Annotated in this window: 25 protein-coding genes and 3 tRNA genes; 6 read left to right on the forward strand and 22 right to left on the reverse strand. The window is 70.1% G+C overall.

Annotated elements, in window-relative coordinates; translation table 11 throughout:
• Positions 1–4 precede the first annotated feature (4 nt).
• From M1D56_RS13030 to gabT, 3 genes are read right to left on the reverse strand one after another with little or no spacing between them, the layout of a single operon-like run.
• Complete coding sequence (locus M1D56_RS13030; RefSeq protein ID WP_271173665.1) at positions 5–880, reverse strand: universal stress protein; 876 nt, start codon at positions 878–880, stop codon at positions 5–7.
• Entirely contained in the window at positions 877–2,235 is a 1,359-nt protein-coding gene (locus M1D56_RS13035; RefSeq protein WP_456283784.1) for a flavin monoamine oxidase family protein, read from the reverse strand. Before M1D56_RS13035 ends, M1D56_RS13030 begins: the two co-directional genes overlap by 4 nt.
• A 26-nt stretch (positions 2,236–2,261) precedes the next feature.
• A complete protein-coding gene (gabT, locus tag M1D56_RS13040; RefSeq protein ID WP_456283785.1) occupies positions 2,262–3,614 on the reverse strand; it encodes a 4-aminobutyrate--2-oxoglutarate transaminase in 1,353 nt (450 codons plus the stop codon).
• 84 nt (positions 3,615–3,698) lie between these two features.
• Between gabT and M1D56_RS13045 the strand changes: the two genes are divergently transcribed.
• The 3 genes from M1D56_RS13045 (at position 3,699) to M1D56_RS13055 (ending at position 7,201) form a co-directional block, all read left to right on the forward strand.
• Positions 3,699–5,201 carry a PucR family transcriptional regulator gene (locus tag M1D56_RS13045; RefSeq protein ID WP_456283786.1) on the forward strand — a complete coding sequence of 501 codons (1,503 nt, stop codon included), beginning with the start codon at positions 3,699–3,701 and terminating at the stop codon, positions 5,199–5,201.
• 27 nt (positions 5,202–5,228) lie between these two features.
• Positions 5,229–5,408: a hypothetical protein gene (locus M1D56_RS13050; protein WP_456283787.1), complete on the forward strand. Its 180-nt coding sequence runs from the start codon at positions 5,229–5,231 to the stop codon at positions 5,406–5,408.
• 386 nt (positions 5,409–5,794) lie between these two features.
• Positions 5,795–7,201, forward strand: coding sequence for a ricin-type beta-trefoil lectin domain protein (locus M1D56_RS13055; protein WP_456283788.1), 1,407 nt, complete (start codon positions 5,795–5,797; stop codon positions 7,199–7,201).
• Positions 7,202–7,504: 303 nt separating this feature from the next.
• On the opposite strand, the gene M1D56_RS13060 is transcribed toward M1D56_RS13055, so the two are convergent.
• The 14 genes from M1D56_RS13060 to M1D56_RS13125 all read right to left on the reverse strand — a co-directional run bounded on the left by M1D56_RS13060 (position 7,505) and on the right by M1D56_RS13125 (position 20,719).
• The gene (locus tag M1D56_RS13060) at positions 7,505–8,641 is read right to left on the reverse strand and encodes a hypothetical protein (protein WP_456283789.1); all 1,137 of its coding nucleotides are present in this window, start codon (positions 8,639–8,641) and stop codon (positions 7,505–7,507) included.
• A 62-nt stretch (positions 8,642–8,703) separates the two neighbouring features.
• Complete coding sequence (locus tag M1D56_RS13065; protein ID WP_456283790.1) at positions 8,704–9,771, reverse strand: hypothetical protein; 1,068 nt, start codon at positions 9,769–9,771, stop codon at positions 8,704–8,706.
• 99 nt (positions 9,772–9,870) lie between these two features.
• A complete protein-coding gene (locus tag M1D56_RS13070) occupies positions 9,871–10,893 on the reverse strand; it encodes a nucleoside hydrolase (protein WP_456283791.1) in 1,023 nt (340 codons plus the stop codon).
• A gap of 115 nt (positions 10,894–11,008) precedes the next feature.
• A complete protein-coding gene (locus tag M1D56_RS13075; RefSeq protein ID WP_456283792.1) occupies positions 11,009–11,902 on the reverse strand; it encodes a ribokinase in 894 nt (297 codons plus the stop codon).
• Positions 11,899–12,735 (reverse strand): carbohydrate ABC transporter permease, encoded by an 837-nt coding sequence (locus tag M1D56_RS13080; protein ID WP_456283793.1) that lies wholly within the window; start codon positions 12,733–12,735, stop codon positions 11,899–11,901. Before M1D56_RS13080 ends, M1D56_RS13075 begins: the two co-directional genes overlap by 4 nt.
• Positions 12,732–13,685 carry a carbohydrate ABC transporter permease gene (locus M1D56_RS13085; protein ID WP_456283794.1) on the reverse strand — a complete coding sequence of 318 codons (954 nt, stop codon included), beginning with the start codon at positions 13,683–13,685 and terminating at the stop codon, positions 12,732–12,734. The genes M1D56_RS13080 and M1D56_RS13085 overlap by 4 nt, the downstream gene beginning before the upstream one ends.
• A 1-nt stretch (position 13,686) precedes the next feature.
• Complete coding sequence (locus M1D56_RS13090) at positions 13,687–14,991, reverse strand: ABC transporter substrate-binding protein (protein ID WP_456283795.1); 1,305 nt, start codon at positions 14,989–14,991, stop codon at positions 13,687–13,689.
• A 49-nt stretch (positions 14,992–15,040) separates the two neighbouring features.
• Positions 15,041–15,907 carry a nucleoside hydrolase gene (locus M1D56_RS13095; protein ID WP_456283796.1) on the reverse strand — a complete coding sequence of 289 codons (867 nt, stop codon included), beginning with the start codon at positions 15,905–15,907 and terminating at the stop codon, positions 15,041–15,043.
• A gap of 114 nt (positions 15,908–16,021) precedes the next feature.
• Positions 16,022–17,044, reverse strand: a complete 1,023-nt coding sequence (locus tag M1D56_RS13100; RefSeq protein ID WP_456283797.1) for a LacI family DNA-binding transcriptional regulator — start codon at positions 17,042–17,044, stop codon at positions 16,022–16,024.
• A gap of 151 nt (positions 17,045–17,195) precedes the next feature.
• Positions 17,196–17,269: transfer RNA gene (locus tag M1D56_RS13105), tRNA-Met, on the reverse strand.
• A 23-nt stretch (positions 17,270–17,292) separates the two neighbouring features.
• Positions 17,293–17,364 (reverse strand) — tRNA-Thr (locus M1D56_RS13110).
• 80 nt (positions 17,365–17,444) lie between these two features.
• Positions 17,445–18,518: a M23 family metallopeptidase gene (locus M1D56_RS13115; protein ID WP_456283798.1), complete on the reverse strand. Its 1,074-nt coding sequence runs from the start codon at positions 18,516–18,518 to the stop codon at positions 17,445–17,447.
• Positions 18,519–18,883: 365 nt separating this feature from the next.
• Positions 18,884–19,675, reverse strand: a complete 792-nt coding sequence (locus M1D56_RS13120) for an inositol monophosphatase family protein (RefSeq protein ID WP_456283799.1) — start codon at positions 19,673–19,675, stop codon at positions 18,884–18,886.
• Positions 19,676–19,753: 78 nt separating this feature from the next.
• A complete protein-coding gene (locus M1D56_RS13125) occupies positions 19,754–20,719 on the reverse strand; it encodes a hypothetical protein (RefSeq protein WP_282979501.1) in 966 nt (321 codons plus the stop codon).
• A 201-nt stretch (positions 20,720–20,920) separates the two neighbouring features.
• Here M1D56_RS13125 and M1D56_RS13130 point away from each other — a divergent pair.
• Positions 20,921–21,002: transfer RNA gene (locus M1D56_RS13130), tRNA-Tyr, on the forward strand.
• Between the two features lie 50 nt (positions 21,003–21,052).
• Here the strand turns inward: M1D56_RS13130 and M1D56_RS13135 are convergent.
• Positions 21,053–22,231: a MarP family serine protease gene (locus tag M1D56_RS13135; protein WP_456283800.1), complete on the reverse strand. Its 1,179-nt coding sequence runs from the start codon at positions 22,229–22,231 to the stop codon at positions 21,053–21,055.
• A gap of 215 nt (positions 22,232–22,446) precedes the next feature.
• Here M1D56_RS13135 and M1D56_RS13140 point away from each other — a divergent pair, with 215 nt between their 5' ends.
• On the forward strand, positions 22,447–23,487 hold the full coding sequence (locus M1D56_RS13140) for an NAD(P)-dependent alcohol dehydrogenase (RefSeq protein WP_456283801.1): 1,041 nt from the start codon (positions 22,447–22,449) through the stop codon (positions 23,485–23,487).
• A 79-nt stretch (positions 23,488–23,566) separates the two neighbouring features.
• On the opposite strand, the gene M1D56_RS13145 is transcribed toward M1D56_RS13140, so the two are convergent.
• Entirely contained in the window at positions 23,567–24,343 is a 777-nt protein-coding gene (locus M1D56_RS13145; RefSeq protein WP_456283802.1) for an alpha/beta fold hydrolase, read from the reverse strand.
• On the opposite strand from M1D56_RS13145, the gene M1D56_RS13150 reads away from it, so the two are divergent.
• Positions 24,323–24,760 carry a TetR family transcriptional regulator C-terminal domain-containing protein gene (locus M1D56_RS13150; RefSeq protein ID WP_456283803.1) on the forward strand — a complete coding sequence of 146 codons (438 nt, stop codon included), beginning with the start codon at positions 24,323–24,325 and terminating at the stop codon, positions 24,758–24,760. The genes M1D56_RS13145 and M1D56_RS13150 overlap by 21 nt on opposite strands.
• 1 nt (position 24,761) lies before the next feature.
• Here M1D56_RS13150 and M1D56_RS13155 read toward each other — a convergent pair whose 3' ends face one another.
• Genes M1D56_RS13155 through M1D56_RS13165 form a run of 3 tightly spaced genes read right to left on the reverse strand, consistent with a single transcriptional unit; the run spans position 24,762 to position 26,904 of the window.
• Positions 24,762–25,952 carry a PQQ-dependent sugar dehydrogenase gene (locus M1D56_RS13155; protein ID WP_456283804.1) on the reverse strand — a complete coding sequence of 397 codons (1,191 nt, stop codon included), beginning with the start codon at positions 25,950–25,952 and terminating at the stop codon, positions 24,762–24,764.
• Positions 25,953–25,991: 39 nt separating this feature from the next.
• Positions 25,992–26,384 carry a DoxX family protein gene (locus tag M1D56_RS13160; protein ID WP_456283805.1) on the reverse strand — a complete coding sequence of 131 codons (393 nt, stop codon included), beginning with the start codon at positions 26,382–26,384 and terminating at the stop codon, positions 25,992–25,994.
• Between the two features lie 28 nt (positions 26,385–26,412).
• The gene (locus M1D56_RS13165; protein ID WP_271173680.1) at positions 26,413–26,904 is read right to left on the reverse strand and encodes an FBP domain-containing protein; all 492 of its coding nucleotides are present in this window, start codon (positions 26,902–26,904) and stop codon (positions 26,413–26,415) included.
• Between the last annotated feature and the right edge of the window lie 63 nt (positions 26,905–26,967).

Genomic DNA, 26,967 nt, shown 5'->3' on the forward strand with positions numbered 1-26,967 from the left:
GCGCTCAGGATTCTTCAGGCGCGCGGGTGCGCGAGACGACGATCATCGGGACGGGCAGCTCGTGCAGCATCTTCGCCGCGGTCGAGCCGAGGAACAGGAAGCGGGGGCGTGCGAGACGGCTCGAGCCGACGAACACGACCTCGCCCGGCTGCCAGGCGAGGCGGGTGACGGCGTCCTCGATCGAGTCGCCCTCGGCGACGACGACGTCGACGGGCACATCGGCCGGGAGCTCGGCGCGCGCGGCCTCGAGGACGGCATCGGCGTGGGAGGCGCCGACGACGCGGATGGCGGACGTCTGGACGCCCGCGGGGAGGTCCACGGTGACGAGCGAGACGAGACGCAGCGGCACGCGAGCGGCCGCGGCGAGCGCTGCGGCGTCCTCGAGGAGGACGTCGGCGCCCGGGCGGGTGCCGATCGCGACCGTCACGCGGTCGAGGGGCGCCGTCACGTCGACGGAGCCCGCCGGCGCGAGGACGACGGGGATGTCGGACGAGTGCAGCAGCTCGTTCGCCACGGACCCGAGGCGGTGGCGGCCGCGGAGGCCGCCGTCGGCGGCGCCGACGACGATGTGCGACGCGCGGAACTCGCGCGCGGCGGCGAGGAGGCCCTCCCCGAAGGACTCGGCCGTGCGCACGTGCGCACGGTGGTCGAGCCCTTCGGGGAGCGAGGCGGCTGCGTCGCGCAGCCACTCGCGCGCCTGCGCGCGGACGTACTCGTCGTAGGACGCGTCGGGTGGCGTCAGTGCGTTGCGGCCCTCGGACGGCAGCACCATGACGATCTCGACGCTCGCGCCGGTCGCGGCGGCGAGACGGCCCGCGAGCGCGACGGCATCCGCGCCCGCGGGGGTGGCGGTGTAGCCGACGACCAGCGCCGCGGTCATGAGCGGGACCGCTCGATGATGTCGGCGGCGGCGACGCGGCCCATGCGGATCGCGCCGTCCACGTGCTGGTAGCCGAGGCCCGCGAGGTCGCTGCAGGCGAAGTGGATCGGGCCGACGGGCGCCGACTGGTCCTTGCCGTAGCGGTGCAGGCCGCCGAGGTCGAAGCTCGCGGCGTACGCGCCGCGCGTCCACTCCTCGGAGCCCCAGTCGCTCTCGTAGTACACGACGGGGTTCTTCGCCTCGGGGCCGTAGTAGTGCGAGATCGACTCGAGGATGCGCTCCTTGCGCTCCTCGGCCGAGAGCTCGAACACGCCGTCGGCGTTCTTGTCGGACACGAAGCCCACGAGGGTGCCGCGCTCGTCGCCGTGGTTGGTGTTGTCGTACGCCTCGTGGCACAGCTCGTACGGGCTGAAGGCGGTCGCCGAGAGCCCCTGCTCGCGCCAGAACGGCCGGTCGTAGACGGCGTGCACCTTGATGACGAAGCCCATCGACAGGTGCTGGTGCAGCTGGTGCTGGCGGCGCGGGAGCGCGGGCACGAACGAGATGCGGTCGTAGAGGACCGGCGCGTGCGCGAGGATCGCGTACTTGGCGCGGACGGTGATGCCGTCGGCCTCCGCGATCACGCCGTCGGCGCCCCACCGGAGCGTGCGGACGGGCGCGTTCAGGTGCACGTCGTCGCCGAGGCGCTCGGCGAGCAGCTGCGGCACCTGCTGCAGGCCGCCCACGACGCGCTTGTCGAGGATGAAGTCGGCGTCGACGAGGTTCGAGAAGCTCCCGGCGCTCGCCGCCATGTGCAGGGCCTGCAGAGCCGAGAACGCGTGGGCGGGCTTGGTGAGCATCGCGCCCGCGATGAAGAGCGCGATGTTGTCGCGCGCCTCCTGGTCGTCGGTCTCGCGCGCGAGCCAGCCCTCGAACGAGATCGTGTCGAGCGCCTCGGCGTCGGGGTGCTCCCACGGGCGCGCGGGGTCGATCTCGGCCGTCAGGCGGTCGAGCTTCTCGATGAGCTCGACCATGACCTTCTCGGTCTCGGGCGCGACGGGGAAGATCTCGCCCGTGAAGCGGGTGAGCTTGCCGTGGGCGTCGACGTAGACGCTCTCGCCCTCGCGATAGCGGCTGTAGGTCTCGAGACCGAGCTCGGCGATCGTCTCCTTGAGCGCGTCCTGGTCGGGCGACACCCACTGGCCGCCGATCTCGAGCATCGCCCCGTCGACGACGTCGGTCCACAGCCGGCCGCCGACGCGGTCGCGCGCCTCGAGCACGGCGACCGACAGACCGGCCTTCTTCAGCTCGTTCGCCGCCGTCGTGCCGGCCGCTCCCGCGCCCACGATGACGACGTCGCGTGTGATCTCCGTCATGTCGTTCTCCTTCTTCCGGTCGTCCGTCAGGCCGCGGCCAGCGCGTCGGCGACGACGCCGAGGCCCTCGGCGAGCAGCGCGTCCTCGATCGAGAGCGGGGGCAGGAAGCGGATGACGTTGCCGTAGGTTCCGCAGGTCAGGACGATGACGCCCTGCGCGATCGCCGCCTTCGCCACCGCGGCGGTGAGCGCCGCGTCGGGCTCGCCCGTCTCGGCGTTCACGAACTCGACCGCGATCATCGCGCCCAGGCCGCGGACGTCGCCGATGCGCGCGTCGCCCGCCTGCAGCTCGGTGAAGCGGCCCTTGATGAGGTCGCCGATCTCCCGCGCACGGGAGATGAGGTCGTCGTTCTCGAACACGTCGATCGCCGCGAGCGCGGCCGCGCACGCGATGGGGTTGCCGCCGTAGGTGCCCCCGAGCCCGCCCGCGTGCGAGGCGTCCATGATCTCGGCGCGTCCCGTGACGGCGGCCAGCGGCAGGCCGGCCGCGATGCCCTTGGCGGTCGTGATGAGGTCGGGGACGATGCCGAAGTGCTCGCTCGCGAACATCGCGCCCGTGCGGCCGAAGCCGGTCTGCACCTCGTCGGCGATGAAGACGACGCCGTTCGAGCGGCACCAGTCGACGATCGCGGGGAGGAACCCGTCGGCCGGGACGATGAAGCCGCCCTCGCCCTGGATGGGCTCGATGATGACGGCGGCGAGGTTGTCGGAGCCGATCTGCTTCTCGATCTGCGAGATCGCGCGCTTCGCCGCCTCGGCGCCGGACAGGCCGTCGCGGTACGGGTAGGACAGCGGGGCGCGGTACACCTCGGGCGCGAACGGGCCGAAGCCGCTCTTGTAGGGCATCGACTTCGCGGTGAGCGCCATCGTGAGGTTCGTGCGGCCGTGGTAGCCGTGGTCGAACGCGACGACGGCCTGGCGCCCCGTGTGCTTGCGCGCGATCTTGACCGCGTTCTCGACGGCCTCGGCGCCGGAGTTGAACAGCGCGGACTTCTTCGCGTGGTCGCCCGGGGTGAGGCGATTGAGCGCCTCGGCGACGGCGACGTACGACTCGTACGGCGAGACCATGAAGCAGGTGTGCGTGAAGGCGGCGACCTGGGCCTGCACGGCCTCGACGACCTTGGGGTGCGCGTTGCCCACCGTCGTCACGGCGATGCCGGAGCCGAGATCGATGAGCGAGTTGCCGTCGGCGTCGACGACGACGCCGCCGCCGGCCGCGACGGCCGAGATGGGCGCGGTGTGGCCGACGCCCGCGGCGACCGCATCGGCCTTGCGCGCGAGCAGCTCCTGCGAGCGCGGGCCGGGGATCGAGGTGACGAGGCGGCGCTCCTGAGGCAGGGCCGGGCCGCCCACAGCGGTGGCGAGGGTAGAGGTGGTCATGCCGCGAGCGTACGACCGGGCCCGAAGTCGCTGCATTCGCCGTGCGGTACAGAATCGATGCATTCGCTATACGCTCTGTACACGATGTCTCAGCCCGCACCATCCGCCCCCACGCTCCGCGCCCTGCTCTCGCGCGGCGACCTCGCCCTGCGCCTCGCGTCCGCGTCGCACGGAGCGCTCGAGCAGCCCATCCGCTGGGTGCACAGCTCGGATCTAGCGGACCCGACGCCCTTCCTCGCGGAGGAGATGGTGCTCCTCACGACCGGGACGCAGTTCTCCGGCGACGACGCCGCGCAGTACGAGGAGTACGTCCGCCGGCTCGCGCATCGAGGCGTCGTCGCACTCGGGTTCGGCACCGAGGTCGCCCGCACCGGCATCCCCGAAGCGCTCTCGGCCGCGTGCGAGGAGCACGGCGTGCCGCTGTTCGAGGTGCCCTACCGCACGCCGTTCATCGCGGTCGCGCGCGCGGTCGCCGAGGCGATCGCCGCGGGAGCGTACGCTCGGCGCACCTGGGCGCTGTCGGCGCAGCGGGCGGTCGCCCTCGCCGCGCTGCGGCGGGATGGCCTCGGCTCGGCGATCTCCGAGCTCTCGCGGCAGCTGGGCGCATGGGTGGGACTGTTCGACTCCGCGGCGGCCCCCGTGCGCGCCTCGGCGCCGCTCGAGACCGCGCTGGCCGCGCGTGTGCAGCAGGAGTGCGAGACGATGCTCGCGCGCGGGGCGAGCGCTGCCGCGGTGATCCGCGTCGGCGGCCGCTCGTTCACGCTCCAGACGCTCGGACCGGGCGGCACACTGCGAGGCGTGCTCGTCATCGGGGCCGAGGCGCTCGACGAGGAGGCTCGCAGCGTCGTCACGGCGGTCGTCGCGATGACGGGGTTCGCGCTCGAGCAGAACGAGGCCCTCGCGCGTGCCCGCGGCACGCTCCGCGCGGGCGTCGTGCGGGCGCTCCTCACCGGCGACACCGCGCTCGCGGGGGAGATCGGCGATGCCGCGTGGGGCGGACTGCCGACCGACCCTGTTGTCGTCGCGGTCACCGACGAGGCACCGGATTCCCTCGCCGCGTTCCTCGAGCTGCGCGCGGGCCGCGAGCAGGGGAGCTTCTTCTTCGGGAGCGACCCCGAGGGCGGCATCGCTCTCGTCCACACGGCGGATGCCCCGCTCGCGCTCGACGAGCTCGCCGAGCGCTTCGACGTCGCGGTCGGCGTGTCGGAGCCGGGGCCCCTCGCGTCCTTCGCGGCGTCGCTCGACGAGGCGCGCATCGCGCGCGACCGAGGCGAGGGCGTCACGCGCTTCGCCGATGTCGCATCCGCCGGAGTGCTGAGCACCCTCTCCCCCGAGGCCGCGAACGTGGCGCGCACGGTCCTGTCCCCCATCGTGCGACATGACGATGTGCACGGCACCGCCATCCTCGACACGCTGCGGATCTGGCTCCTGCACGATGCGCGCTACGACGACGCCGCCCGGGCGCTCGGCGTGCACCGTCACACCGTGCGCACCCGCATCCGCCTCGCCGAGCGGCTGCTCGAGCGCGACCTCCAGTCGTTCGCGGCGCGTGCCGAGATCTGGGTCGCGCTGCTCGCGGCGCGCTGACGCTAGGGTGGCGGGATGCTGAGGCGGATGTCGACCACGCGCCTGGCCGCGCTCTCGCTCGTCCTGCTCGCGGTCGGCATCGCGCTCGTCGTCACAGCGGGCGGTCCGCCGCGCCTGGTCGGCGCCGTGCTCGCGCTCGTCGGACTCGCGGGGCTCATCACGCTCGCGCTGCGGCTCATCGAGCGCCTCGGCTCGCGCGGCGACTGAGACGAGGCGCGCTCGAGGGCGCCATCCTGCTCTGCGCCGCGTGGTGGACCTGGGTCTCGACGACGTGGGTGACCTTCTGCCCGGGTGCCGTTCTGCCCACGGCGCACTTCCGCACCGAGTGCCCTTCTGCCCCGGCGCACTCCGCACCGAGCGTCGCGCCCGGCGCCGAGGCGCTGCCGCCCGCGCCGGGTGTCGATCCTGCGCCGAAAGCCGCGCCCCTGCCTGCCCCGTCGGCGCCAACCGGCACACTCGCCCCGGAACCCGCCGCGGCCGCGACAGATCCGCGATCGTCGGCTACGCTGTCGGCGGCGGATGTTTGCGCAACCATGGCGCGCCATCCGCTGTCACCCATGGCGCGACGCTGCGCCGGAATGGAGTACTGATCGATGAAGAGAGCACTCGGGATCGCGGTAGCGGCCGGCCTGCTGCTGACCGGAGGCGTCGCCGCCAGCGCGACCGCCGCCCCGACGAGCGGACCCAAGGGGACGAGCGAGTTCCGCGGCGTCAACTGGGCCGACCCTCGCGACAACTACGCGGACGACGAGGTCGTGCCATCCGGTCTCAGTACCGCGGACGACTACCGGACCACGTATGAGAAGGCGTCGGACATCGTGTCGGAGTTCCGACACGAGCTGCGCGCGAACACCGTGCGCCTGCCGATCAACCCGTCCAGCGTCGGAACGGAGTGGTGGGACTCGTACCGCGGCGCGATCGACGCGGCCACCCGCCACGGCTTCGACGTCATTCTCAGCTACTGGGAGGCCGACAACGCGAAGGATGGCCGAGCCGACGACCCGGCTGCGTTCGATGAGATGTGGGACACGGTCGTCGACGCGTACGAGCGCAACCCGCACGTGTACTTCGAGGTGATGAACGAGCCGTTCGGCTACTCGCTCGACGAGTGGGTCGATCTGAACGTCGACTGGCTGGAGGCGCACGACGACGTTCCGCGCTCGCGCGTGATCGTCTCGGGAACGGGCTACAACGACGACGTCACCGGCGTCGGCGCGGCCGAGGAGCTCGAGGGCACGCTCCTTTCGCTGCACTTCTACGGCTTCTGGGCGGATCACACGACCGAGGAGGAGTGGAAGCAGAACCTGCTGCCGCGGATCGGCGAGTACGGATGGCGCACGCTCGTGAGCGAGGCCGGCTCGCCGATGACGACGGGGCTGAACTACGGCAACCACACGGGCGACGTGTCCACGTCGTACCTCGGCGCGCTCACGGAGGTGACCCGCGACCAGGGAATGGGCGTCGTCTACTGGCCGGGCCTGCGCACGAACGACTCGTACACGCTCACCGAGCTCGTCGGCGACGGCGACCTCGAGGTGACGAACGAGTCCGGGCTCGCCCAGCTCCAGTGGGGCTGGGGCCTGCTGAAGGACGAGCAGCTCAACGACCTCCCGCCCGCCCCTCCCGGCGAGCCGATCGTGAGCGAGCAGCACGGCGTCTGCATCGACGTGCCCGGCGCCTCGTCCACACCCGGGACGATGCTGGGCCTGTGGAACTGCAACGGCGGTGCGAACCAGTCGTTCAACGCGACGCCCGAGGGCGAGGTCACGGTCTACGGCGACATGTGCGTCGATGTGGCGGGCTCGCTCGCCGTCGGAAGCCGGCTGTCGATCGAGGACTGCTCCGGCGAGGCGACAGAGCTCTGGGAGTTCCGAGCCGACGGCACCATCGCGAGCCCTGCCGATCCGACGCTGTGCGTCGCGACCTCGGAGACGGAGTGGTCGCTCGCGCTCGAGACCTGCGACGCGACGAGCGCGACCCAGCGCTGGAGCCGCGGCTGACGCCATCCGATCGCGCCTGACGCCATCCGCGCGCGGCGCAGGCAGCGCCCCGGGAACGACCCGCGTCCCGGGGCGCTGCCGTTGGGCCTCGCATGTCTCACTCGCCGCGGCCATCCGCCCGCCATTCCCGCGCGAAGCGAGACATGGTGATTCGCGTCACATCCTGGTTGCGGTGCGCGGGGATCAGCCGTGCGCGCCCGCCGCGGCGCACGCTGCCGCGAGAGCGATCGCGACCGCCGTCGGCGTGAACGCGATCCGCTGACGCTACGGGGTGACACCGGGACAAGAGGCTGGCGATGGCGGTCAGGGTCGCTTCGAGATCTTCCCGTCTACCGACCACAGATCGTAGGAGTACAGCGAATCGCACGTCGCCTGACTCCAATCCGGATCATCGACCGTGGGCAGGCTGGAGCAGCTCTTGGTGAACACCACTTCGACGTCGTTCTTGGTGACCAGGTGCCCTTGCCAATCCCGGACGAATCCCGCGTTGTGGTTCCGCGTGAATCCGGTGAGCTCCTCGTTGATGTTCCCTTCCGGCGTCCACGCTCCGCGCCCACTCCGGAGATCGTGCAAGCCGAGGCTCGCCACCTGCACGGAGGGACCGATCCACCACGGGTTGTCCGCCGGGTACGGATGCTGCTCGCGCACGGTGAGGAAGCGGCTGTTGCGCTTGTCCAGGACGAGGTCGAACCCGTTCAGGTAATCGGACGATCCGTCAGCGCCAGTCAAGCCGGCGTTCGGCAATTCGACGGGTTCGGTGATGGAGAAGTCTTCGGCGTTGCGCAGGTCGACCTCGGTCACGTAGGCGCGCGTGCTGGAGTCACCCTGGGTGTAGCCGAGCAGGACCTTGCTCGGCTCACCTGGCATCACGACTGCGGTCGGCTGACCCACCCCCCATTGGTCTGTCCGCTCGAACGAGATGACGGGGCGAGGGAGCTTCACCCATGGGCCCTCGGGGTCGTTCGCGAATGCAACACCGACCTGGTTGTGCGCGCTCGCGTCCAGATCGTTGCCCAGGTAGAACATCGCGAGCCGGTACGCGGTCCCTTCGTACCTGAAGCTTCCGGCCACGACACTCGGGTCGCAGACGTGGAAGCTGTCCCAGCCCGGTGCCGGAGAGGCCTCCAGCACCGAACGGGAGTCGACGACCGTGCCGTCGACGATCTTGGTCACATAGATGTGGTCCTTGATGACACGGAACTCGTCATTGTGGCACGACCAGATCCAATCGGTGTCTCCCTCACGCACAACCGACGGAGCGTACGAGTAGAAGCCGTCGGCTGGTGCGTACACCTCCTGCACCGACTCTGGATTCCAATCGATCTGCGGCCCGTGGTCGACGGCACCGGCGGAGACCGAGCCGGTCACCACGATCAGCGCAGCGCAGGCAGCGCCGAGCCAGGCGCGACTTCGCCGGAGAATGGACGGAGTGTGCGACATGCCACTTTCCCTTCTTCAGGTGCGAGAAGCGGAATCTTCCCGCAGAGACGATGGATCAGACGTCACAGCGGCGCGGTCGTCCTCGCGATCGCGTACGACCACAGCGAATTCGGGTCCGGATCGCTCGTGCTGATGAGGACGCTCAGCAGGGCCTCGTCCGGGAGCGTCCCGAACTCCGTTCGGACGAAGCCCGGGTTGTGCGTCCGGGCGGTTCCCGAGATCGAGCTTCCGATCACGCCTTCCACGGTCCACGTCCCCGTCCCCGCCCACATGTCGGGACCGGGGATGCTGAGCACCTCGACAGCCGTCGAGACGTAGGACGGACTCGAAGACGGGTACGGATGCCGCTCCCGCACCATGTAGAAGCGGTCCCTCACCGGGGAATAGGCGATGTCGAAATTGTTCAGGAAGTCCGCTCTGCCGTCGGCATCCCGGAGCCCTCCTGACGGAACGCCATGCGCTCCGCTGACCGTCGGCGTCCCTGTCAGGAGATCGACACGCGCCATCCATCCGACGGTTCCGTCGGAATACCCCTCAGTCCATGTCAGCGCGACCACGCCGCCGGCGACGCTCACCGTGGTGGCGCTCGGCTGTCCTGCGCCCCATTCGGCGGTGCCCGCGTCGGCTCGAAACCCGATCAAGGGAGCGGGGTACTTCACCCATGGGCCGTCGAGGCTGTTCGAGAAGGCGACCCCCACCTGATTGTGGCAGGAGCAGTTCTGGTCGTTTCCGAGGTAGAACATCGCGTATGTGTAGCTCTGCCCGTTCAGTGTGGAGTTCACGCGGACGACGCTCGGGTCGCAGATGTGGAAGGAGTCCCAGCCGCTGCTCGAGGAGGACAGAACCGGAGTGCTCGACGTGACCGTGTCGCCGACGCGCTTGATGAGAAAGACGCTGTCGCGGATGTCCCCCGATGCACGACTGTGGCAGGCGTAGTAGCGCTCCGTCGAACCGTCGATGCCGGAGGGCGCGTAGGCGTAGCCAGGAGACTGGATCGAGCTCGCGGCGTAGATCGGGGTCGGTACCGACCAGGGGCCGGCAGCGTCGGCGGCGCCGGGCGAGATGAACGAGACGAGCGCGAGGAGACCGCCCGCCGAGAGCCGGCTGATGGCCCTCGGCCGATTCGCCACGCGCTTCTCGCGAGGCGGCGTCCGGCGGGACGCCACCCCACGCGGGTTCAACCTCATCGATCCGAGCACCATCGCTCCTCTCCTCCGGGCCCCGCCCGGTCAGCCGTTCAGGGGTCCTGCGTACGTGCGATGCCCCGTTTCACGAAGCGTCCCCGTGGTCGAGCCTTGCCACTGCGGCGGAGCGAAGCCGCAATAGAGCGCCGGAAGCGCCTCCTGCAGGGCTTTCTCGTACTGCACGGGGTCACCCCGCCGGAACACTCGGACCCGATCATCCGCGGTCGCATCGAGCTCGAACGTGTACAGACCTGTCTCGTGCGAGCGCACTCGCGCCGGGACCAGCTCATTCGGAATGACGAGGTCTTCGCGCGCGATCTCAGCCGCGCCGACGATCCGATGCGTGCCGTCGGCGCGCCGCACCAGCTCCGACCCGGAGACGATCATCCACGCGGCCGTCTCCCACACGGCGTGCCTTCGCTCGTAAACCCGGCGCGCCACCTCCGGCGCCGGATCCTCGTCGAGGGCACGGAGGAAGTCGATCCGCGAGTCCCCGCCGAGCCCATAGAGGAGATAGCGACGCAGTCCGGGGTGCATGTGCTCGATCCACGCGAGGCTCTCGAGCCACCACACCGTGTTGTGCGCGTCGAGCGTGTAGCAGTCGACCGAGGAAGCGCACGGGTAGAGGGCCAGCGGGAGACCGGAGTCCACGACCCGCCGCATCGCGATCGGATCGAGATAGACGTTCCATTCGAGGTAGTCGAGCGTCGTCGATCCCGCCGACAGATGGATGGCCGCGACCTTCTCTTGCATCAACTCGGGGTCGCGATTGAGCGCGACAGCGATCGGCCGTGCCGAGCCGAACGACATGATGTGCACCGGCTCGGCGGACGTTCGCAGCACCTCCAGGAGCAGCTCCGGCCCCTGCTGCTGAAACAGGGGCACATCGCGCATCTCGTCGTCACGATCGCGCATGCGGGCGAACGGCGAGATGCCGCAGGGCACCCGCGTGCCGAAGAGCGCGTTGAGCTGCGCGACCGGGATGATGCCAGGGTCGCGTGGCCCGGGATATCCGCGCACCCCTTCCTTCACGGACTCGCGCTTCTCTATGGACACGTCGAGGATCACGGCGCGCAGATCGACGCGCTCCGAGGCGAACGGGAACACGAGATCGAAGTTGTCGCCCGGATCCTCCGGAGGGAGGTAGAGGTCTGTGACGACGATGACGGGAGCGGGCATGGCTTCACCCCTTTCGGAAGTCCCGGAAGACCCGCAGCTCGGACGCGCTCGGATATGAGGACTGCGTGCCCTCGCGTGTGGCGGCGACGGCGCCGACCAGCACGGCGCTCTCCACGGCCTCGACGATCGAGCAGCCGGCTGCGATCCTCTCGACCACGGCGCCCAGGAAGGCGTCGCCGCAGCCGCTGGTGTCCACCGGCTCCACGCGGATCGCGGGGATCTCTGTCACGACACCGTCCTCGAACACCAGCGCACCGTGCGCTCCGCGCGTGACGACCACCGCCGCCTCATCGAAGGCGGGAGGCAGCCTCCTGGTCGAAGGCTCGAGCACCCCGCCGCACAGCGCGAACTCGTGCTCGTTCACGACCAGCACCTGAGGACACGGCATCCGCTCCGGCAGCGGCCTGAAGGGCGAAGGGTTGTGCACGACGATGGCTCCCACCGATGCCGCGCGCTCGGCGGCTGCGATCACCACCGCGTCCGACACCTCGTTGCCTGTGACGACGACATCGGCGGCCACGAGGTCCTCGCGCACGCGCACCGGGTCGACACACGCGTTGGCACCCCCATCGACGACGATCACGTTCTCTGCGTCGCGGTCGACGATGATCGTGGCCTGCCCTGTGCGCACCGGCACCCGGCGCACTCCTGTGACATCCACGCCGGCCGCGACGGCCGCCGCCGTCAGCATCCGGCCGGCATCGTCATCGCCGACCGCACCGATCAGCCCCACCCGGCCACCCAGGAGAGAAGCCGCGACGGCCTGGTTCGCTCCCTTGCCGCCGGGTGCGTGCACGACCGCCTCGGAATGCACGGTCTCACCCGGCTCGGGAAGGCGGTCCACTCGCAGCGTGGTGTCGAGGTTGAGTGAACCGACCACGATGATGCGGCCCGTCATCCCTTCAGCCCCGTCGTCGAGAGCGACTCCGTGTACTGCTTCTGGAAGAAGAGCAGCAGGATCATCGGGATGAGGCTCAGCACGAACGACCCGGCGAGGATCTGCCCCAGGTCCACCGTGAACGCGGTGCTGAGGTTGGCAAGCACGATCGGTGCCAGTTGCCGCTCGGGCGACGTGCCGATCAGCAGGGGCCACAGGTAGGCCTGCCACTGCGAGAGGAACAGCATCATGCCCGCACCGATGAGCGCCGGCTTCGACAGCGGCAGCACGATGCGCCAAAGGGTGCCGAAGCGGCCCAGCCCGTCGACCTCGGCAGCGTCCATCAGCTCGCCAGGGACACCCATGAAGAACTGCCGCAGCACGAAGATGGCGAAGCCGTTGGCCAGCGCAGGCAGCACCAGCCCTGCGTAGGAGTCGCTGAGCCCCCACCCCTGGAACAGCGACGACAGCGGGATGGCGATCGCGTCGAACGGGATCATCGCGACCACGATGATGAAGCTGAAGATGAGGCCCCGGCCGCGGAACTCCATCGTGGCGAGCGCGTACGCGGCCGGAATGGCGATCGCGAGCCCGACGAGGATGGTCAGCCCGGCGACCAGGAAGCTGTTGAAGAGACCGAGGAGGAACGCACCGGATCCGAGCGCCGAGTAGTTGGTGAGGTCACCGCCGATCGGAATGAACGCCAGCCACGACAGCGGCGTCATGTTCTCGACATAGCTGTTCCCCGGGCGCATCGACGATGCGAACACCCACCAGAGCGGGAGGAAGACCGAGAGCGCGACCAATCCCGCGGCCGTCGTGAGCAGGATGGTCGCTCCGCGCGAGCGCCTCATGAGCGGTCCTCCTTGAGCAGCCGGAACTGGATCAGCACGATCACCGAGAGCACGAGCATCAGCACGACGACCTCGGCCTGCCCGACGCCGACGTCGCCGAGCAGGTACGCCCGGTTGTAGATGTCGTACATGATGAGGTTCGTGGAGCCGTTCGGGCCTCCCCTGGTCAGGATCTGCACCGGCGCGAAGAGCAGGAACGATCCGACGGTGCAGGCGATCAGCACGAACGCCATCGGCCGTTTGAGCAGCGGAAGTGTGATGGAGAAGAGTCGCCGCCACCACCCTGCACCGTCGAGCGCTGCGGCCTCGTAGAGAGAGCCCGGGATGTCCTTGAGGCCGGCGATGATGAAGATCATCCAGTACCCCAGCGCACCCCACGTCACCATGATGCCGATGGAGAACGCCGCCTGGTTGGCGGAGGTGAGGAAGGGCTGAGCGGGGAGGCCGACGCCCTCCAGCAGGCCGTTCACGAGACCATCCGGCTGGAGCGCCGTGCTCCAGATGAGGGCGACGACCGCCCCCGGCACTGCCGCCGGCACGAAGATCATCGACCGCCACAGCCCGACGAGCGGGATGTTCTGCACGAGCAGGAGCGCGAGCGCTGTGGACAGGATGACGATGACGGGGTTCAGAACCAGGTTGAACACGAGCGTCACGACGAGGACCGAATGGAAGTTCGGGTCGCCGAGCAGGTAGATGTAGTTCGCGAAACCGTCGAACGTGGTCTCGCCCGTCGCCAGCGAGACATGCTGGAAGCTGAGACCGACCGCGCTGATGAGCGGTACGACGCGCATGGTGACCATCGCGATGAGAGCAGGGGCCAACATCGCCAGCGCGATGAGAGTGAGGCGCCTGGCTTTGCGGCGGCGGAGCGGCCGGAGGTCGCCGCCCGTGGCGACCGGGGACGGCGCCCCGGTCGCCACGGAGCGTTCTGTGGTGGTCTTCGTCATGTCACTTGAGGCGAGCGATCTGCGCTTCGATGTCCTCGTCGGCCTGGGCTGCACTCGTGGCCGGGTCCGATCCGTTGCGGATGTCGGAGAACATCTGGTTGGCGCGCGGCTCGAAGACGCTGTATCCGACCACTCCGGGACGATGCACGGCGTTGTTCTCGAGCTGGTACTGCATGATGGCGCCGAAGTTCTCGGTCGCGTCTCCGCCGAGGGCGCTCATGGTCTCGGCATACGCCGCGTACGCCTCTTTGTTCGTCGGGGCGATACCCGCTACCTCGGCGGATTGCGCGTTCCCCGTCGGGTCGATCGTGAGGTACTCGAGGAACTCCCGAGCGGCATCCATCTTCGTGGTCTTCGCGGAAATCGCCACGGACCAGGAATCCGTGGACGTAGCGGCCTGACCGCCCTCGAAATACGGGGCGGGCGCGACGCCGTACGTGATGTCCCCCGCTTGAGCGACGTTCACGCCCCAGGGACCCGAGATGATGAAGCCGGCCTTGCCTGTCTGGAAGAGCGCACCGTTCTTGTCGTTCGTGATGCCCCGCGGTGAGAGTCCGTCCTCGAACAGGTCGTGGTACCAGGTCAGTGCCTTCTGCCACCCCTCGTTGGAGAAGTCGACGTTCCCCTCGGCGTCGATGCCGTCGCCGCCGCCCGCCGAGACCCCGACCATCTGCAACTGGTAGTAGGAGTCCCACTGGTCGAACAGGAACGGGTACTCCGCGGCGCCGGCGTCCTTGATCTTCTGCGCGGCCGCGGTGAGTTCCTCGTACGTCCAGGGCTGCGCCGGGTCGCCGACCGGCGGCTCGATCCCGGCCGCGGCCAGGATGTCGACGTTGTAGTACAGGAACTGCGATGTGGTCCAAGTCTCCAGCGCGTAGAGCTTGCCGTCAGCCTCGCGGGCGGTGACCATGTCCTCGCTCAGGGCCGCGTCGACCGCTTCGTCCTTGAGGTCGGAGATGTCTGCGAGGAAGCCGCGGTTCGCCCAGTCCAGCACCGCACCGCCGGCATCCACGACCATGAGGTCGATGTCACCCCCGCCACCGGTCATGCGCTGGTTGATGGTGCTCGTGTACTGCGCGTAGGGGATGTTGAGCTGCTTGACGGTGATATTCGGGTGCGTCTTCTCGAACGCCTCGATCACCAGGTCCCAGGTCTCAGCCGGGTCGGCGTTGGCGAAGGTGAGCGTCACCTTCTCGTCGCCCTTCGAGCCTCCGCCGGATCCGGACGGGGCGCAGGCCGCGAGGCCGACGGCGCCGACGGCGAGCGCCGTGGCGAAAGCCCCGGCGCGGAGTGCTGTGGTGTTCATGCGTGTTCTCCTCGTTGAGTGGTGTTTCGGGTCGTTCTCGACGGATGGTTCAGGGGCGCAACTGCGCGGCGCGGAGGATGCGATCGAGGATCTCGGCGGCGACGGCCTCCTCGTCCATGTCGATCACGATCTCGTGCGGGCCGTCAGCGGAGGGCGTGAAGCGGGTCAGGCCTGCATCCTCACCGTCGGTCTGCACCTCGATCACCCCGCGCGCGATCTCGAACAGATCAGGTCGCGCGAGCGTGAGAACGGCGATCGGGTCGTGCGGGACGTTGTAGTCCTGCTCGGTGAACGACCAGAAGCGGCGCATCTCTGCGCCGATCATCGCACCGAGCGGCCCGGCTTCGGCGATGCGGTCGAGCTCGGCGTGCGCCAGGCGGATCCGCTCGGTCTGCTCGAGCCCGACCGCGAGGACGGGCACCCCGGAGCGGAAGACCTCGTCGGCGGCGGTGACGTCGCAGCGGATGTTGTGCTCGACGATTCCCTCGGCGAATTCGCCGCCCATCATGACGATGCGGCGGATGCCGTGACCGGCGATCTCGACCGCAGCCGCCGCGTCAGTCAGCGGGCCGATCGCGACGACGGTCTCCGCCGCTGCAAGCTCGGAGACACCGTCACGGTCGGCTGCGAACGTGTGCCCGGCGAGGCCCTCGATGGTCTCACCCTCGTGCCCTGCCCACCAGACCTCCCGACCTGAGCGCGCCTCGCGCTCCCCCAGGGCGATCGGCGGAGCGGGACGGCCGATCGTCGCGAACACCGCTGCGACGATCTGGGCGCGAAGGTGCACGTCGCCGTAGACCGTGCTGACGGCATCCAGCTCCAGCTCAGGGCTTCCGATGATCATCGCGATCGCGAGCAGGTCGTCGACATCCGTTCCGATATCGGTGTCGAGGGTGAAGGACGTGTTCCGGGGCATTTTCGCTCTTTCGAAATGGGCGGTTCTTCGCAGCTCCGCGTCGGGCTTCGATATCTACGCGCGTAGACTCTACCCGCGTAGATATCGAACCGCAAGCCTCTCAGAGTGTTCACCTCAGCTACTCGCCGGATGCTCTCCACAAGATCCTCGAAGCACGAGCTCGTGCTCCACGATCACGTGCAGATCGCCGTCGCGCGCGCCCTGCGCGAGAAGCCTGTCCAGTGCCAGCTTCGCCATCTCCGCCATCGGCAGCTGTATTGACGTCATCGGGGGCGAGCTGAACGCCGACTCCTTGGTGCCATCGAACGAGACGATGGCGAGTTCCTCAGGCACGTGGACACCGCTCTCGTGGCACGCGTGCAGCACTCCGATGGCTTGCGCATCTGTGCCGACGAAGACGGCGCTCGGAGGCTCGGCGGAGGCGAAGATCGCTCGCGCCGCCTCGTATCCTCCTTCACGGGTGTGCGGCGCCTCATAGGCCAGATGCTCCACCTGCTCATCGCCGAAGCGCGCGCGCATCTCGTCCCTCCACCCGCGTCGGCGATCCTGCGACACCAGGAGGTTTCCCGGGCCACCGATGAAGGCGATCGCCCGGTGCCCGTGCTCGGCAAGATGCGCCACGGCATCGCGCGACGCCTGATAGTCATCGACCATGACCGTGGCCACCGACCCGGCGCTCAGCTGCCAGTCCATCGATACGAGCGCCATATCTGTCCTGCTGAGCATGTCGACGAGTTCGGCGTCCTGAATGCCGAACGTCATCAGACCATCGACCTCGCGCTCCAGCATGGACGAGACCTGTGAACGCTCGCGCGCCGGGTCCGAGTTCGTCTCGCCGAGGAGGAGCGCGTACCCGCGAGCGAAAGCCGCGTTCTGCACGATGCTGCCGAACTCGGCGAAGAACGGGTTGCTGAGGTCGGGGACGATGAGACCGAGCACTCGTGTTCGCTGGGTTGCCAGCGCTCGCGCCGACGCGTTCGGACGGTAATTGAGCTCCTTCATCGCCTTGAGCACTCGCTTGCGGGTGTCCGGCGCGACGGGACGAGGCCCGTCGTTGAGGACGTAGCTGACGACGGCGGTGCTGACCCCCGCCAATCGAGCCACGTCGTCGCGAGTCGCGCGCGCGCCAGTGCTCATCAGTCCTCCGTGGGGTTGCCAACCTGGACTCTACCCCAGTAGATGGCAGCGCCGCGCGCAGCGCACGCGAGTCCCTGTGCCGACTTCCCGGAGATTCGACCCGACTCGGGCAGACACGACGAAGCCCCCGCCGAAGCGGGGGCTTGATCTGTAGCAGGAGCGGGGCTTGAACCCGCGACCTCACGATTATGAGTCGTGCGCTCTCACCAACTGAGCTACCCTGCCGCGATGCATCCGTGGATGCTGCGAGCCCCGAGTCAGGATTGAACTGACGACCCCTTCCTTACCATGGAAGTGCTCTGCCACTGAGCTATCGGGGCGTGCTGCCTTCAGCAGGCAACCAGAAGAGAATACCATCTCCGCGCGGCGACTTCGAACCGACGACCGCCGCGCGCGTCGGTCACTCCGACGTGATCTCCGAGCCGAGGAGATCCGTGAGAGCGGCCTCCGCAGCGGCCTCCTCTTCCTTCGAGTAGCGCGTGTTCGCATGCTCCTGGAGCCACGGCAGCGGGTCGGTGGTCTTCCCGTTGATGATGATCTCGAAGTGCATGTGCGCGCCGTAGGAGCGGCCGGTGTTGCCCGTGAGGCCGACGACGTCGCCGGTCTCCACGCGCTGGCCCTGCGTCACCTTCAGCGAGCCGTACTGCATGTGCGCATAGTGGCTCGTGACGACCTGGCCGTCGATGACGTGGTCGATGTAGACGGTCACGCCGTACGCGCCGCCCGACTCGGTCGCGATGCGCACGACACCGTCGGCGATCGCCTGGACGGGAGCGCCGTCACCCGGCGTGAAGTCGACACCCTCGTGCATGCGGCCCCAGCGCGGCCCGTAGCCCGAGCTCATGCTCGTGCCGACCGCGAACGGCCACTGGATGTCGGCCGAGGCGTCGTTCGTGAAGAAGGCGCCGGCCGTGCTGATGCCATCCGCCGACGCGAGGGTCGGGAGGGTCTCCGCCGAGTACCCCTGGGCACGCGTGACATCGGCGTTCTGCACCTCGGAAGAGGCAACGAAGGCCTGGATCTCCTCATCCTCGAGGTCCTGCGCGTCGCTGCCTGCCGCGATCGAGACGGTGGCCGCAGCATTGGCGGCGCCGCCCTGCGCGAGGGCGCCGAGCGGCGTGGTCATGCCGACGGCGAGGAGGCCGATGACGCCCATCGCGCCGATCGACGCCGCAGCGGTCGCGACGCGACGGAAGGCGAGTCCACGACGCGGAGCGACGTGCGCCTCCTGCGCGGGAGTCTCCGGCGCAGGCTCGGGAGCCTCGGCGGCGGGAGCGACGGAGACGGGCGTCTCGCCCGTGAAGTGGAGGGCACGCGCAGCAGCGAGGAACTCGTCGTCCTCAGCCGTGGGGATGGCGCCGGTGGCGGGAGCGGAGCTCGCCACCTGCTCGGCGACCTTGAGGGCCTCGCCGAAGTCGGCGTCGCCGTCGTGGATGATCTCGGGGGCGGGGGTGGCCGAGGCGAGTTCACGCAACCGGCGACGCGTCAGCGGCGGCTCGGGAAGAGTCGTCTCCACATCGTCAGCACGCGTCGTCGCACCCTGCGGGTCTGGCATGGACGTCGCGCGGAGGTCGCGACGCGAGCGGCGCTGGGGCGCAGCTTCAGCCATGGGTGTGTCGAGCGGCAAGGAGGAGTGCTTTCCGTAGGTCGCTGCGGGGGAACAGCGAGAAACGTGATCGGGGCGATCGGTCACTCCGCAAGATCGGGCTGCGAAAGTAACGATCCGGTAACCAACGTAGCGGATGTTCTCTGGGAGCGCCATCCACGGCGGGAGGTTGGGGACGAATCTAACCGACCGAGCACCCTGTGCACGAATCGACGAGAACGCCCGACCCGCAGTCAGCTGGCGAGCACCTCGACGAGCCGGTCGTACACGGCCGCACTCGCGGCGACCATCATCCGGCGCCCCCAGGCGTCCGTCTCGAACCACCCGAGACGCCCGCCGGCCTCGGTCACGAGGAGCGACCCCGCCGCCATGTCCCACGGCTTCAGGCCGCGCTCGTAGTAGGCGTCCAGGCGCCCGGCCGCCACGTAGGCGAGGTCCAGAGAGGCCGCCCCCACACGGCGGATGTCGCGCGCGATGGGCATGACGCGCCGCAGCTCGTCGAGCGCGCTCGCATGCGTCTCCGGGTCGTATCCGAAGCCCGTCGCGACGAGCGCGCCCGCGGGCGCCTCCGCCGTCACGGAGAGCCGCCGGTCTCCCACGAACGCGCCGTGCCCCCGCGCGGCGGAGAACATCTCGCCCAGAGCGGGCGCCGCGACCGCGCCCGCGATGACCTGCCATCCGAGCGGGTCGGCCGGCCCGGTCACCGCGGCGATGCTCACGCCGTAGGCCGGCTGCCCGAACGCGTAGTTGACGGTCCCGTCGATCGGGTCGACGACCCACGTCACCTCGGACGCGCCGGCTCCGCCGCCCGACTCCTCCCCCAGGAACCCGTCATCCGGACACGCCTCGGCGAGGCGGGAGCGGATGAGCGCCTCGACCTCGCGGTCGGACTCGGTGACGATGTCGGCGAGGGTCGACTTGCTCGCGGCGATGGCCACGCCCTCGTCGCGGCGGCGCTTCGCGAGCTCACCCGCCTCGCGGGCGATGTCGGTGGCGAGGTCGCGCAGGTCGAGTTCGAGAGTCATCCCTCCACGGTATCCGCGCGCGCTGGCCGGATGGCGACGGTGCCGTGAACGGGCGGCTCCCGCCTTCAGCGGGGGCCGTCAGGACACGGGCGGGACGGGCGGGAGCGGCGGACGCGGCGGCACCTCGGCTTCGCCGGATGCGGCGGGAGTCTGCGGATAGGTCGGGTACCCGGTGTAGTACGCGTTCCAGTCGGGCGATCCGTCGGGCAGCACAGGAAGCGGCGTCACGCCGTCGTAGTACGTCGGCCACGCGGGAGGCGCGTAGCCCTGTGCCTGCGGATGGCCCTGCGGCTGCGCGTACGGCTGCGGCTGGACCTGCGCGTACCCCTGCGCGGAGGCCGGACCCATCGGGCGCGGCTTCCGCGGCGCGAAGAGGGCGTTGAGCAGCGGCAGGAGCGTCGTGCCGACGGCCGCGAGGATGGCGAGGGACACGACGATCCGCCAGTACAGTTCGCCGAAGTCGAAGCTGTCGGGGAACGTGAAGAAGAAGACGAGCATTCCGACGAGCACGACGAGGAAGACCGTCGTCGCGATCGCGATGATCCGCGTGAACGTCGTCACGTGGCGCTCGTGGGCTCGCCAGAAGAGGCGCTGGTGCAGCAGCGCGAGCTGCAGCACGCCGATCACGAGGACGAGGTGGAAGAACCGCTCGATCCCCTCCGCACCGTATCCGTACTCGAAGTAGTCGTCAGACTCCCACCCGCGGGGCACCACGTCGAGCCAGATCTTCACGGCACCCACGAGCAGGACGACGACCCACGAGATCATGCTCGCGAGCGCGAACCAATCCGGACGCCGCGGCGCGAGGTTCGCGTCGAGCAGCACGACCCCGGCGAAGCCCGCCAGGAGGAGCACCGTGAGGAACGCCTTGCCGATGATGCCGTTCTGATCGCCGACGAGCACCCACACCACGCAGATGAGGGCGGCCGCGATGAGCGCGCCGATCGCGATCCAGATGGCGCCCTTGATGAGCTTCGACATCGGACGATCGCCCGGCGCGACAGCCTGCAGCGGCTGATCGTGAGGCGGGTACGGTGCAGACATCTGGTCCCCCTTCGGCGGAGCCGGCGCTCCGATGTCGTCATCATTCCACGGCGGGCGGGCGCCCTCCCCGACCGTCGCCGAACCGTGAGCAACGCGCCCGAGAGGCGCTTGCCATCCGGCGATTTCACCTTGCCCGTCTCACGGGGTAATATCGTTACTCGCGCATCCGGTCGTCTGGTGAAAGTCGGGCGGGCGCGCACTGGCAAGTTGCCCGAGCGGCCAAAGGGAGCTGACTGTAAATCAGCCGCGTCATGCTTCGGGGGTTCGAATCCCTCACTTGCCACCCACGGAGAAGGCCCCCGCGAGAGCGGGGGCCTTCTCCGTTTCTCCCAGTCAGCCCAGGCAGCGCCCGGTGGACACCGCCTCGGTCGCTCCGGGAAGCGCGTCGAGCACGGGCTGCAGCTCGGCGTTCGACATCGCGTAGCCGATCTCCGGACGCGCCTCGTCGCGGGCGAAGACGACCCCGGCGACGGTGCCGTCCTCGCTGAGCAGCGGACCGCCGGAGTTGCCGGGGGCGACCTCCGCCTCGAGCGCGTAGATCGCCCGCTCTGTCGTGCTCTCGCCGTAGATGTCCTCGATGAGCGCGGGGCCGCTCGCCGCGATGCCGGCCGAGACGGTGCGGAACGGCCCACCGTACGGGTATCCCTGCACCGCCCCGGCGTCACCCGCCTGCACGCTGTCGTCGAGCGCGAGCGGCGCGGCCTCGATGTCGACGGCGATCACCGCGAGGTCGTCGATCGGATCGAAGTACACGATCCGGCCGTCACGGGCCGGCTCGCCGGGCAGCTCGACCATGGGCGTCTCGACGCCTGCGACGACGTGCGCGTTCGTGACGATGCGGTCCTCCGCGACGACGAATCCGGTGCCGCTGGGCCTCGTGCTGCACGCCGCGGCCACCCCCGACACCCTCGCCACCGACCCAGCGGCCGCGGCGAGCGCGGGGTCGTCGAGGTCGGCCGTGCCGGGGTCGGCGGCGTCGGGCAGACCGCCGAGCAGCCCGTCGATCGTCGGGAGCACCGTCTCGCCGAGCACGGCCGAGTGGAGGCGCGCCATGGCCTCGGACAGCGGAGCCGGAGTGAGCGCGTCGATGGTCCGCAGCAGCGACGAGGACGCGACCGACGACGACACGACGGGGATGCCGGCGGACGCGATCCCCGCTCCGGTGAGCGACACCGCGAGCGTGCCGGCGACGAGCCCGAGCGCGCCGCCGAGCAGCCGCTCGAGCGCGCGAAGGCGCAGCCTGTCGGCACCGCGCCGGATGACCCCGCCGATCGCGGCCCCGAGGCTCGCGCCGAGCGCGAGCAGGAGGATCGCGCTTCCGATCACAGCCAGCCCGCGCCATCCCTCATCCGGCACGGCGGACGCGACGAGGGGCAGGACCCACGGAGCCGCGACGCCCGCCGCGACGAGTCCGCACAGGGCGCCGAGCGCGGCGAAGAAGCCCGCGCGCAGTCCCGACAGGAGCGCGCCGAGGAGCAGCACGACGATCAGCACGTCGACGACCGAGGGCATGTCGTCCTCCTCCCCCACGCGCCGACCGCGTGTCGCCCTCAGGCTACGCACGGCACCTCTGCCTCGGCCGGGAGCGCGCTCGATGCGGCATGCGCGCTTCCGCGAGGAAGGTGCGGACCGGGACCCCGCGTCGCGCCCTCTGCCCCCGATCCCGCGCGAGGATGGAATCCATCGACGCCCGTCGGGCGTCGACAGACCGCATCACAGGAGATCGCATGCTCACTGTCAACGCCTACGCGGCGCCATCCGCGACCGAGCCGCTCGTCCCGACCACCATCGAACGACGGGATGTCGGCCCGAAGGACGTCCTCATCGCCATCCGCTACGCCGGCATCTGCCATTCCGACATCCACACGGTCCGCGGTGACTGGGGACCGATCACCTACCCGCAGGTCGTCGGCCACGAGATCGTCGGCGAGGTCGTGGAGGTCGGCCCCGACGTCGTCAAGCACGCCGTCGGCGACCGCGTCGGGGTCGGCTGCATGGTCGACTCGTGCCGCGAGTGCGAGAACTGCCAGGCGGGCATGGAGAACTACTGCCTCGCCGGCAACACCCAGACGTACGCGTCGGTCGACCGCGACGGCACGATCACGCAGGGCGGGTACTCGACGCACGTTGTCGTCGACGAGGACTTCGTCCTGAAGGTGCCCGAGGCCATCCCGTACGAGGCGGCAGCGCCGCTGCTGTGCGCGGGCATCACGACCTACTCGCCGCTCGCCCACTGGAATGCGGGCCCCGGCAAGCGCGTCGCGGTCGTCGGCATGGGCGGTCTCGGCCACATGGCCGTCAAGATCGCCGCCGCGATGGGCGCCGAGGTGACGGTGCTCTCGCGCACCCTCGACAAGAAGGATGACGCCCTGCGCTACGGGGCCACGGATCACTTCGCGACCGCCGACCCCGCGACCTTCGCCGAGCTGCGCAACCGGTTCGATCTCATCGTCAACACCGTCAGCGCGCCGCTCGACCTCGACCGCTACCTCTCGCTGCTCCGTCTCGACGGCACGATGGTCAACGTCGGCGCACCGCCCGAGCCTCTCGCTCTGCACGTCTTCACGCTGTTCGGCAGCCGCCGCTCGTTCGCGGGATCGAGCATCGGCTCGATCGCGGAGACCCAGGAGATGCTCGACTTCTGCGCCGAGCACGGCATCGCGCCCGAGATCGAGCTGATCCCGGCCGAGCAGATCAACGAGGCGTACGAGCGCGTGCTCTCGAGTGAGGTGCGGTACCGCTTCGTCATCGACAGCTCGACGCTGTAGGTCAGGGCGGAAGGCGCCCGTTCCGGATGGTCGCGGCCGCGACACCGGGACGGGCGCCTTCTGCGGATGGGGATGGTCGTCAGCGCGTGAGCTCGCGCACCGCCGCCACGACCGCGTCGGGGCGCTCGCTCGCGATGTAGTGCGCGGCGTCCTCGACCCAGATGGCCACGAGGTCGTCGGCGCGACCTCCGACATCGTCGGTGCGGGCGGCGCGCATGATCGGGTCGCGAGCGCCGAGGAGGATGCGCGTCGGCACCGTCAGACGGCGCCCTCTTCCCAGCGCTGCCATCGTCATCATCCCCGGGAGCACGAGGCTGCGATACGTGCGCGCGAGTGCCCGTGCACGGACGGGGTCGCGCAGCGGCGCGAGGAAGCACTCGAGGTCGTCGACGTCGCACCCGCCGAGGCCGGGCGCATACCCCTCGATCATGTAGCGCACGAGCCGCTGCCGCCCGCCCGCGATCAGCCGGGGCCCGAACGGCGAGATGATCACCTGCTGGAACCAGGCCCGCCACAGCTGGAGCGCCATCCTCGGCGTGATCCCGCTCCACGGATGCGGGCTCCCGAGCGCGGTGAGGCTCGCGAGCCGATCCGGATGGTCGAAGGCGAGCCGCCAGCCGAGGAACGCGGAGTAGTCGTGCACGACGAGGTGCACACGCTCGATGCCGAGCGCGTCGAGCAGAGCGAGGACGTCCGCCGTCTGCTGGGCCTCGTCGTACCCGTGATCAGGAGCGTCCGACCATCCCGCTCCCCTCAGATCGGCCGCGATCACGCGATGATCGGCGGCCAACTCGGGGATCACACGGCGGTACTCCCACCAGTGCTGGGGCAAGCCGTGCAGGAGGAGCACCGGCACGCCGGCGCCCGCACGCGGGAGGCGCTTCTCGCCGGAGTCGTCGACGGCATCGTCGCGTCCGAGCTCGACACCGCCGAGCCCCTGCCCGCCGACCCCGACGCCTTCGTCGATGCCCTCAGCGGAATGGTCGAGTTCATCACGGGCCCCCGACGAACGCACACCATCGCCCGCCACGCGCTCTTCCTCGAGGCGTCGCACGACCCCGAGCTCAGCGCGAAGCTGTCGTCGTCGCGCGAACGCTATGTCGCGGTCGTGTCCGACGCGGTCGCCCGGCTGGGCGCACGCGATCCCGACACAGCGGCGGCCGCCGTGATGAGCGTGTGCGAGGGACTGATCCTGCACCGCATCGCCCGCGGCGACACGAGCGACCCGCGGCCGGCGATTGCAGTGGCGATCCGCGGAGCGCTCGCGGGCTGAATCAGCGCAGGGCGAACCCGAGGATCCGGTCGTCCTCCGGGCGCGGCTCGCCGCGGCCGTCGGTGTTGTTCGTCAGCACCCACAGCTCTCCGTCGGGCGTCACCACGACGTCGCGCAGGCGCCCCTCCTCGGCGACGAGGTGCTCGATCGAGGACGCCGGGTCGGCCAGCGGAACCTCGCGCAGGCGCTCGCCCCGCAGGTTGGCGATATAGAGGGTGTCGCCCGCGATCGCGATGCCGCTCGGGCTCGCGTCGGCCGGCGCCCACTGCTGCACGGGGTCGATCAGGCCCGCGCGCCCGGCCGCGCCCTCGACGTCGGGCCATCCGTAGTCTCCGCCCGGCTCGATGACGTTGAGCTCGTCCCACGTGTCCTGGCCGAACTCGCTCGCGTACATCGTGCCGTCCTGCGCCCACGCGATGCCCTGCGGGTTCCGATGCCCGAGGCTGTAGACGAGCGATCCGGGGTACGGGTTGTCGGCCGGCACGCCGCCATCGGGCGTCATCCTGAGGATCTTGCCGGACAGCGCTGCCGGGTCGCGCGCGCTCGACCGATCGCCCGCGTCGCCCGCCGTCGCATAGAGCATGCCGTCGGGCCCGAAGGCGATGCGGCCGCCGTTGTGGTTGCCTGCGGCGGGGATCCCCGCGAGCACCGTCTCGCCCGACCCTAGGGCGAGCGGGTCGCCGTCGAGCGGAAAGCGCTCGATGCGGTTCTCCCCCGCCGCGGTGAAGTAGGCGTACAGCAGCCCGTCGTGCACCGCGATGCCGAGGAGACCGCCCTCGCCTCCCGCGCGGACCCCGGGGATGACGCCGACCTCGCGCACGCCGCCCTCGCCGTCGAGCTCGAGGATGCGCCCGCTGTCGCGCTCGCTCACGAGCGCCGTCGCGCCCAGGAACGCGACCGACCAGGGCGCGTCGAGTCCGTCGGCGACGGTGCGCAGCTCATCGAGCACGAGGGCGGATGGCTGCGGCGAGGGCTCCGCGGATGGCGCGCGTGACGGCGATCCGGAGCCCGAGGGCGCGGATGGCGATGGCGCGGTCGGTGCGGAGCTCGCCGGCGCCGTCGGTCCGTCCCCGGTCGGAGGCGACGAGGGCCCGCATGCGGCGAGCGCGACGGCCGTGACGGCGATCGCCACTCCTGCGACGACCCTGCGCGCCGGCAGCCGGCCCCTGCGCGCCTCAGGCGCCCTGGCCATCCGCTCGCTCATCGTCGGCCTCGCTCGCGCGTCTCCTGCTCAGCGCACGCGCGGCGTCCGCGTCGACCACAGCGCGAGGGCGACGAGAAGCGGCTGGAAGAAGAGGCGCGCGAAGCGCTTGCCGTCGGTGTCGAGTCCGAACGCGCTCCGGCGATGCCGCCACTGCGCGATGTTGCCCGGGAAGACGGCGACGAAGAAGAGTGCCGCGAGCGTGCCGACCCGGCGGCGTCGACGGCGGGCGAAGAGCAGCGCGGCTCCGAGGCCGACCTCGACGACGCCCGAGGCCACGACCGTCGTGTCGGGGTCGAGCGGCACGAAGTCGGGCACCTGTGCGCGGAACTCCTCCCGCGCGACGGTGAGGTGCGCGACGCCCGCGAACGCGAGCGCCGAGCCGAGGAGGAGGCGGCCGATCGTGCGGACGGGCGTGCTCATGCGGCGAGTCTAGGCGCGCCAGCGGACGTCAGGCCGCTTCCTCCAGAACCCGCTCGACGAACGCCCGCGAGCGCCGCGCCGTGCCGTCGATCTTCATGTCGACGCTCGCGCGGTACTCGTTCGGGGCGAGCGGCAGGGCGAGACGCACGTTCTCGTGGCACGAGAGGTCGGCGCAGATGTACGTGCCGACGCTGTCGCCCTTCTGCCCCGCACGGCCCGCCTTGCGCGCCGTGAACATGGTCACCTGGTTGCCGGGCTGCATCGTGCGGCAGATATTGCAGATGCCGTGTCGTGCGCCCGAGGTCGTCGAGGCCGCCCGCAGCACGACGCCGGTCGGCTCGCCGTCGATCTCGGCCACGATGTACCCGCGGCTGTGGGTGTGCGGATCGCGCCAGGCGAGGAAGTCGAGGTGATCCCATTCGGTGAGCGGGAAGTCGTGGGGAAGCTCGACGAGCTCGAGCTCACGGTCGTCCGCGTTCACGAACGACTCGAGGACATCCTTCTCTGTCAGCGGGCGCATGGCCATCCTCCTCGCCGTGTTCTCGCGGGCCATTCTACGAAGCCCCGCGCCGCCCGGGATCGG

The sequence above is a fragment of the Microbacterium sp. JZ101 genome, from assembly GCF_053903175.1.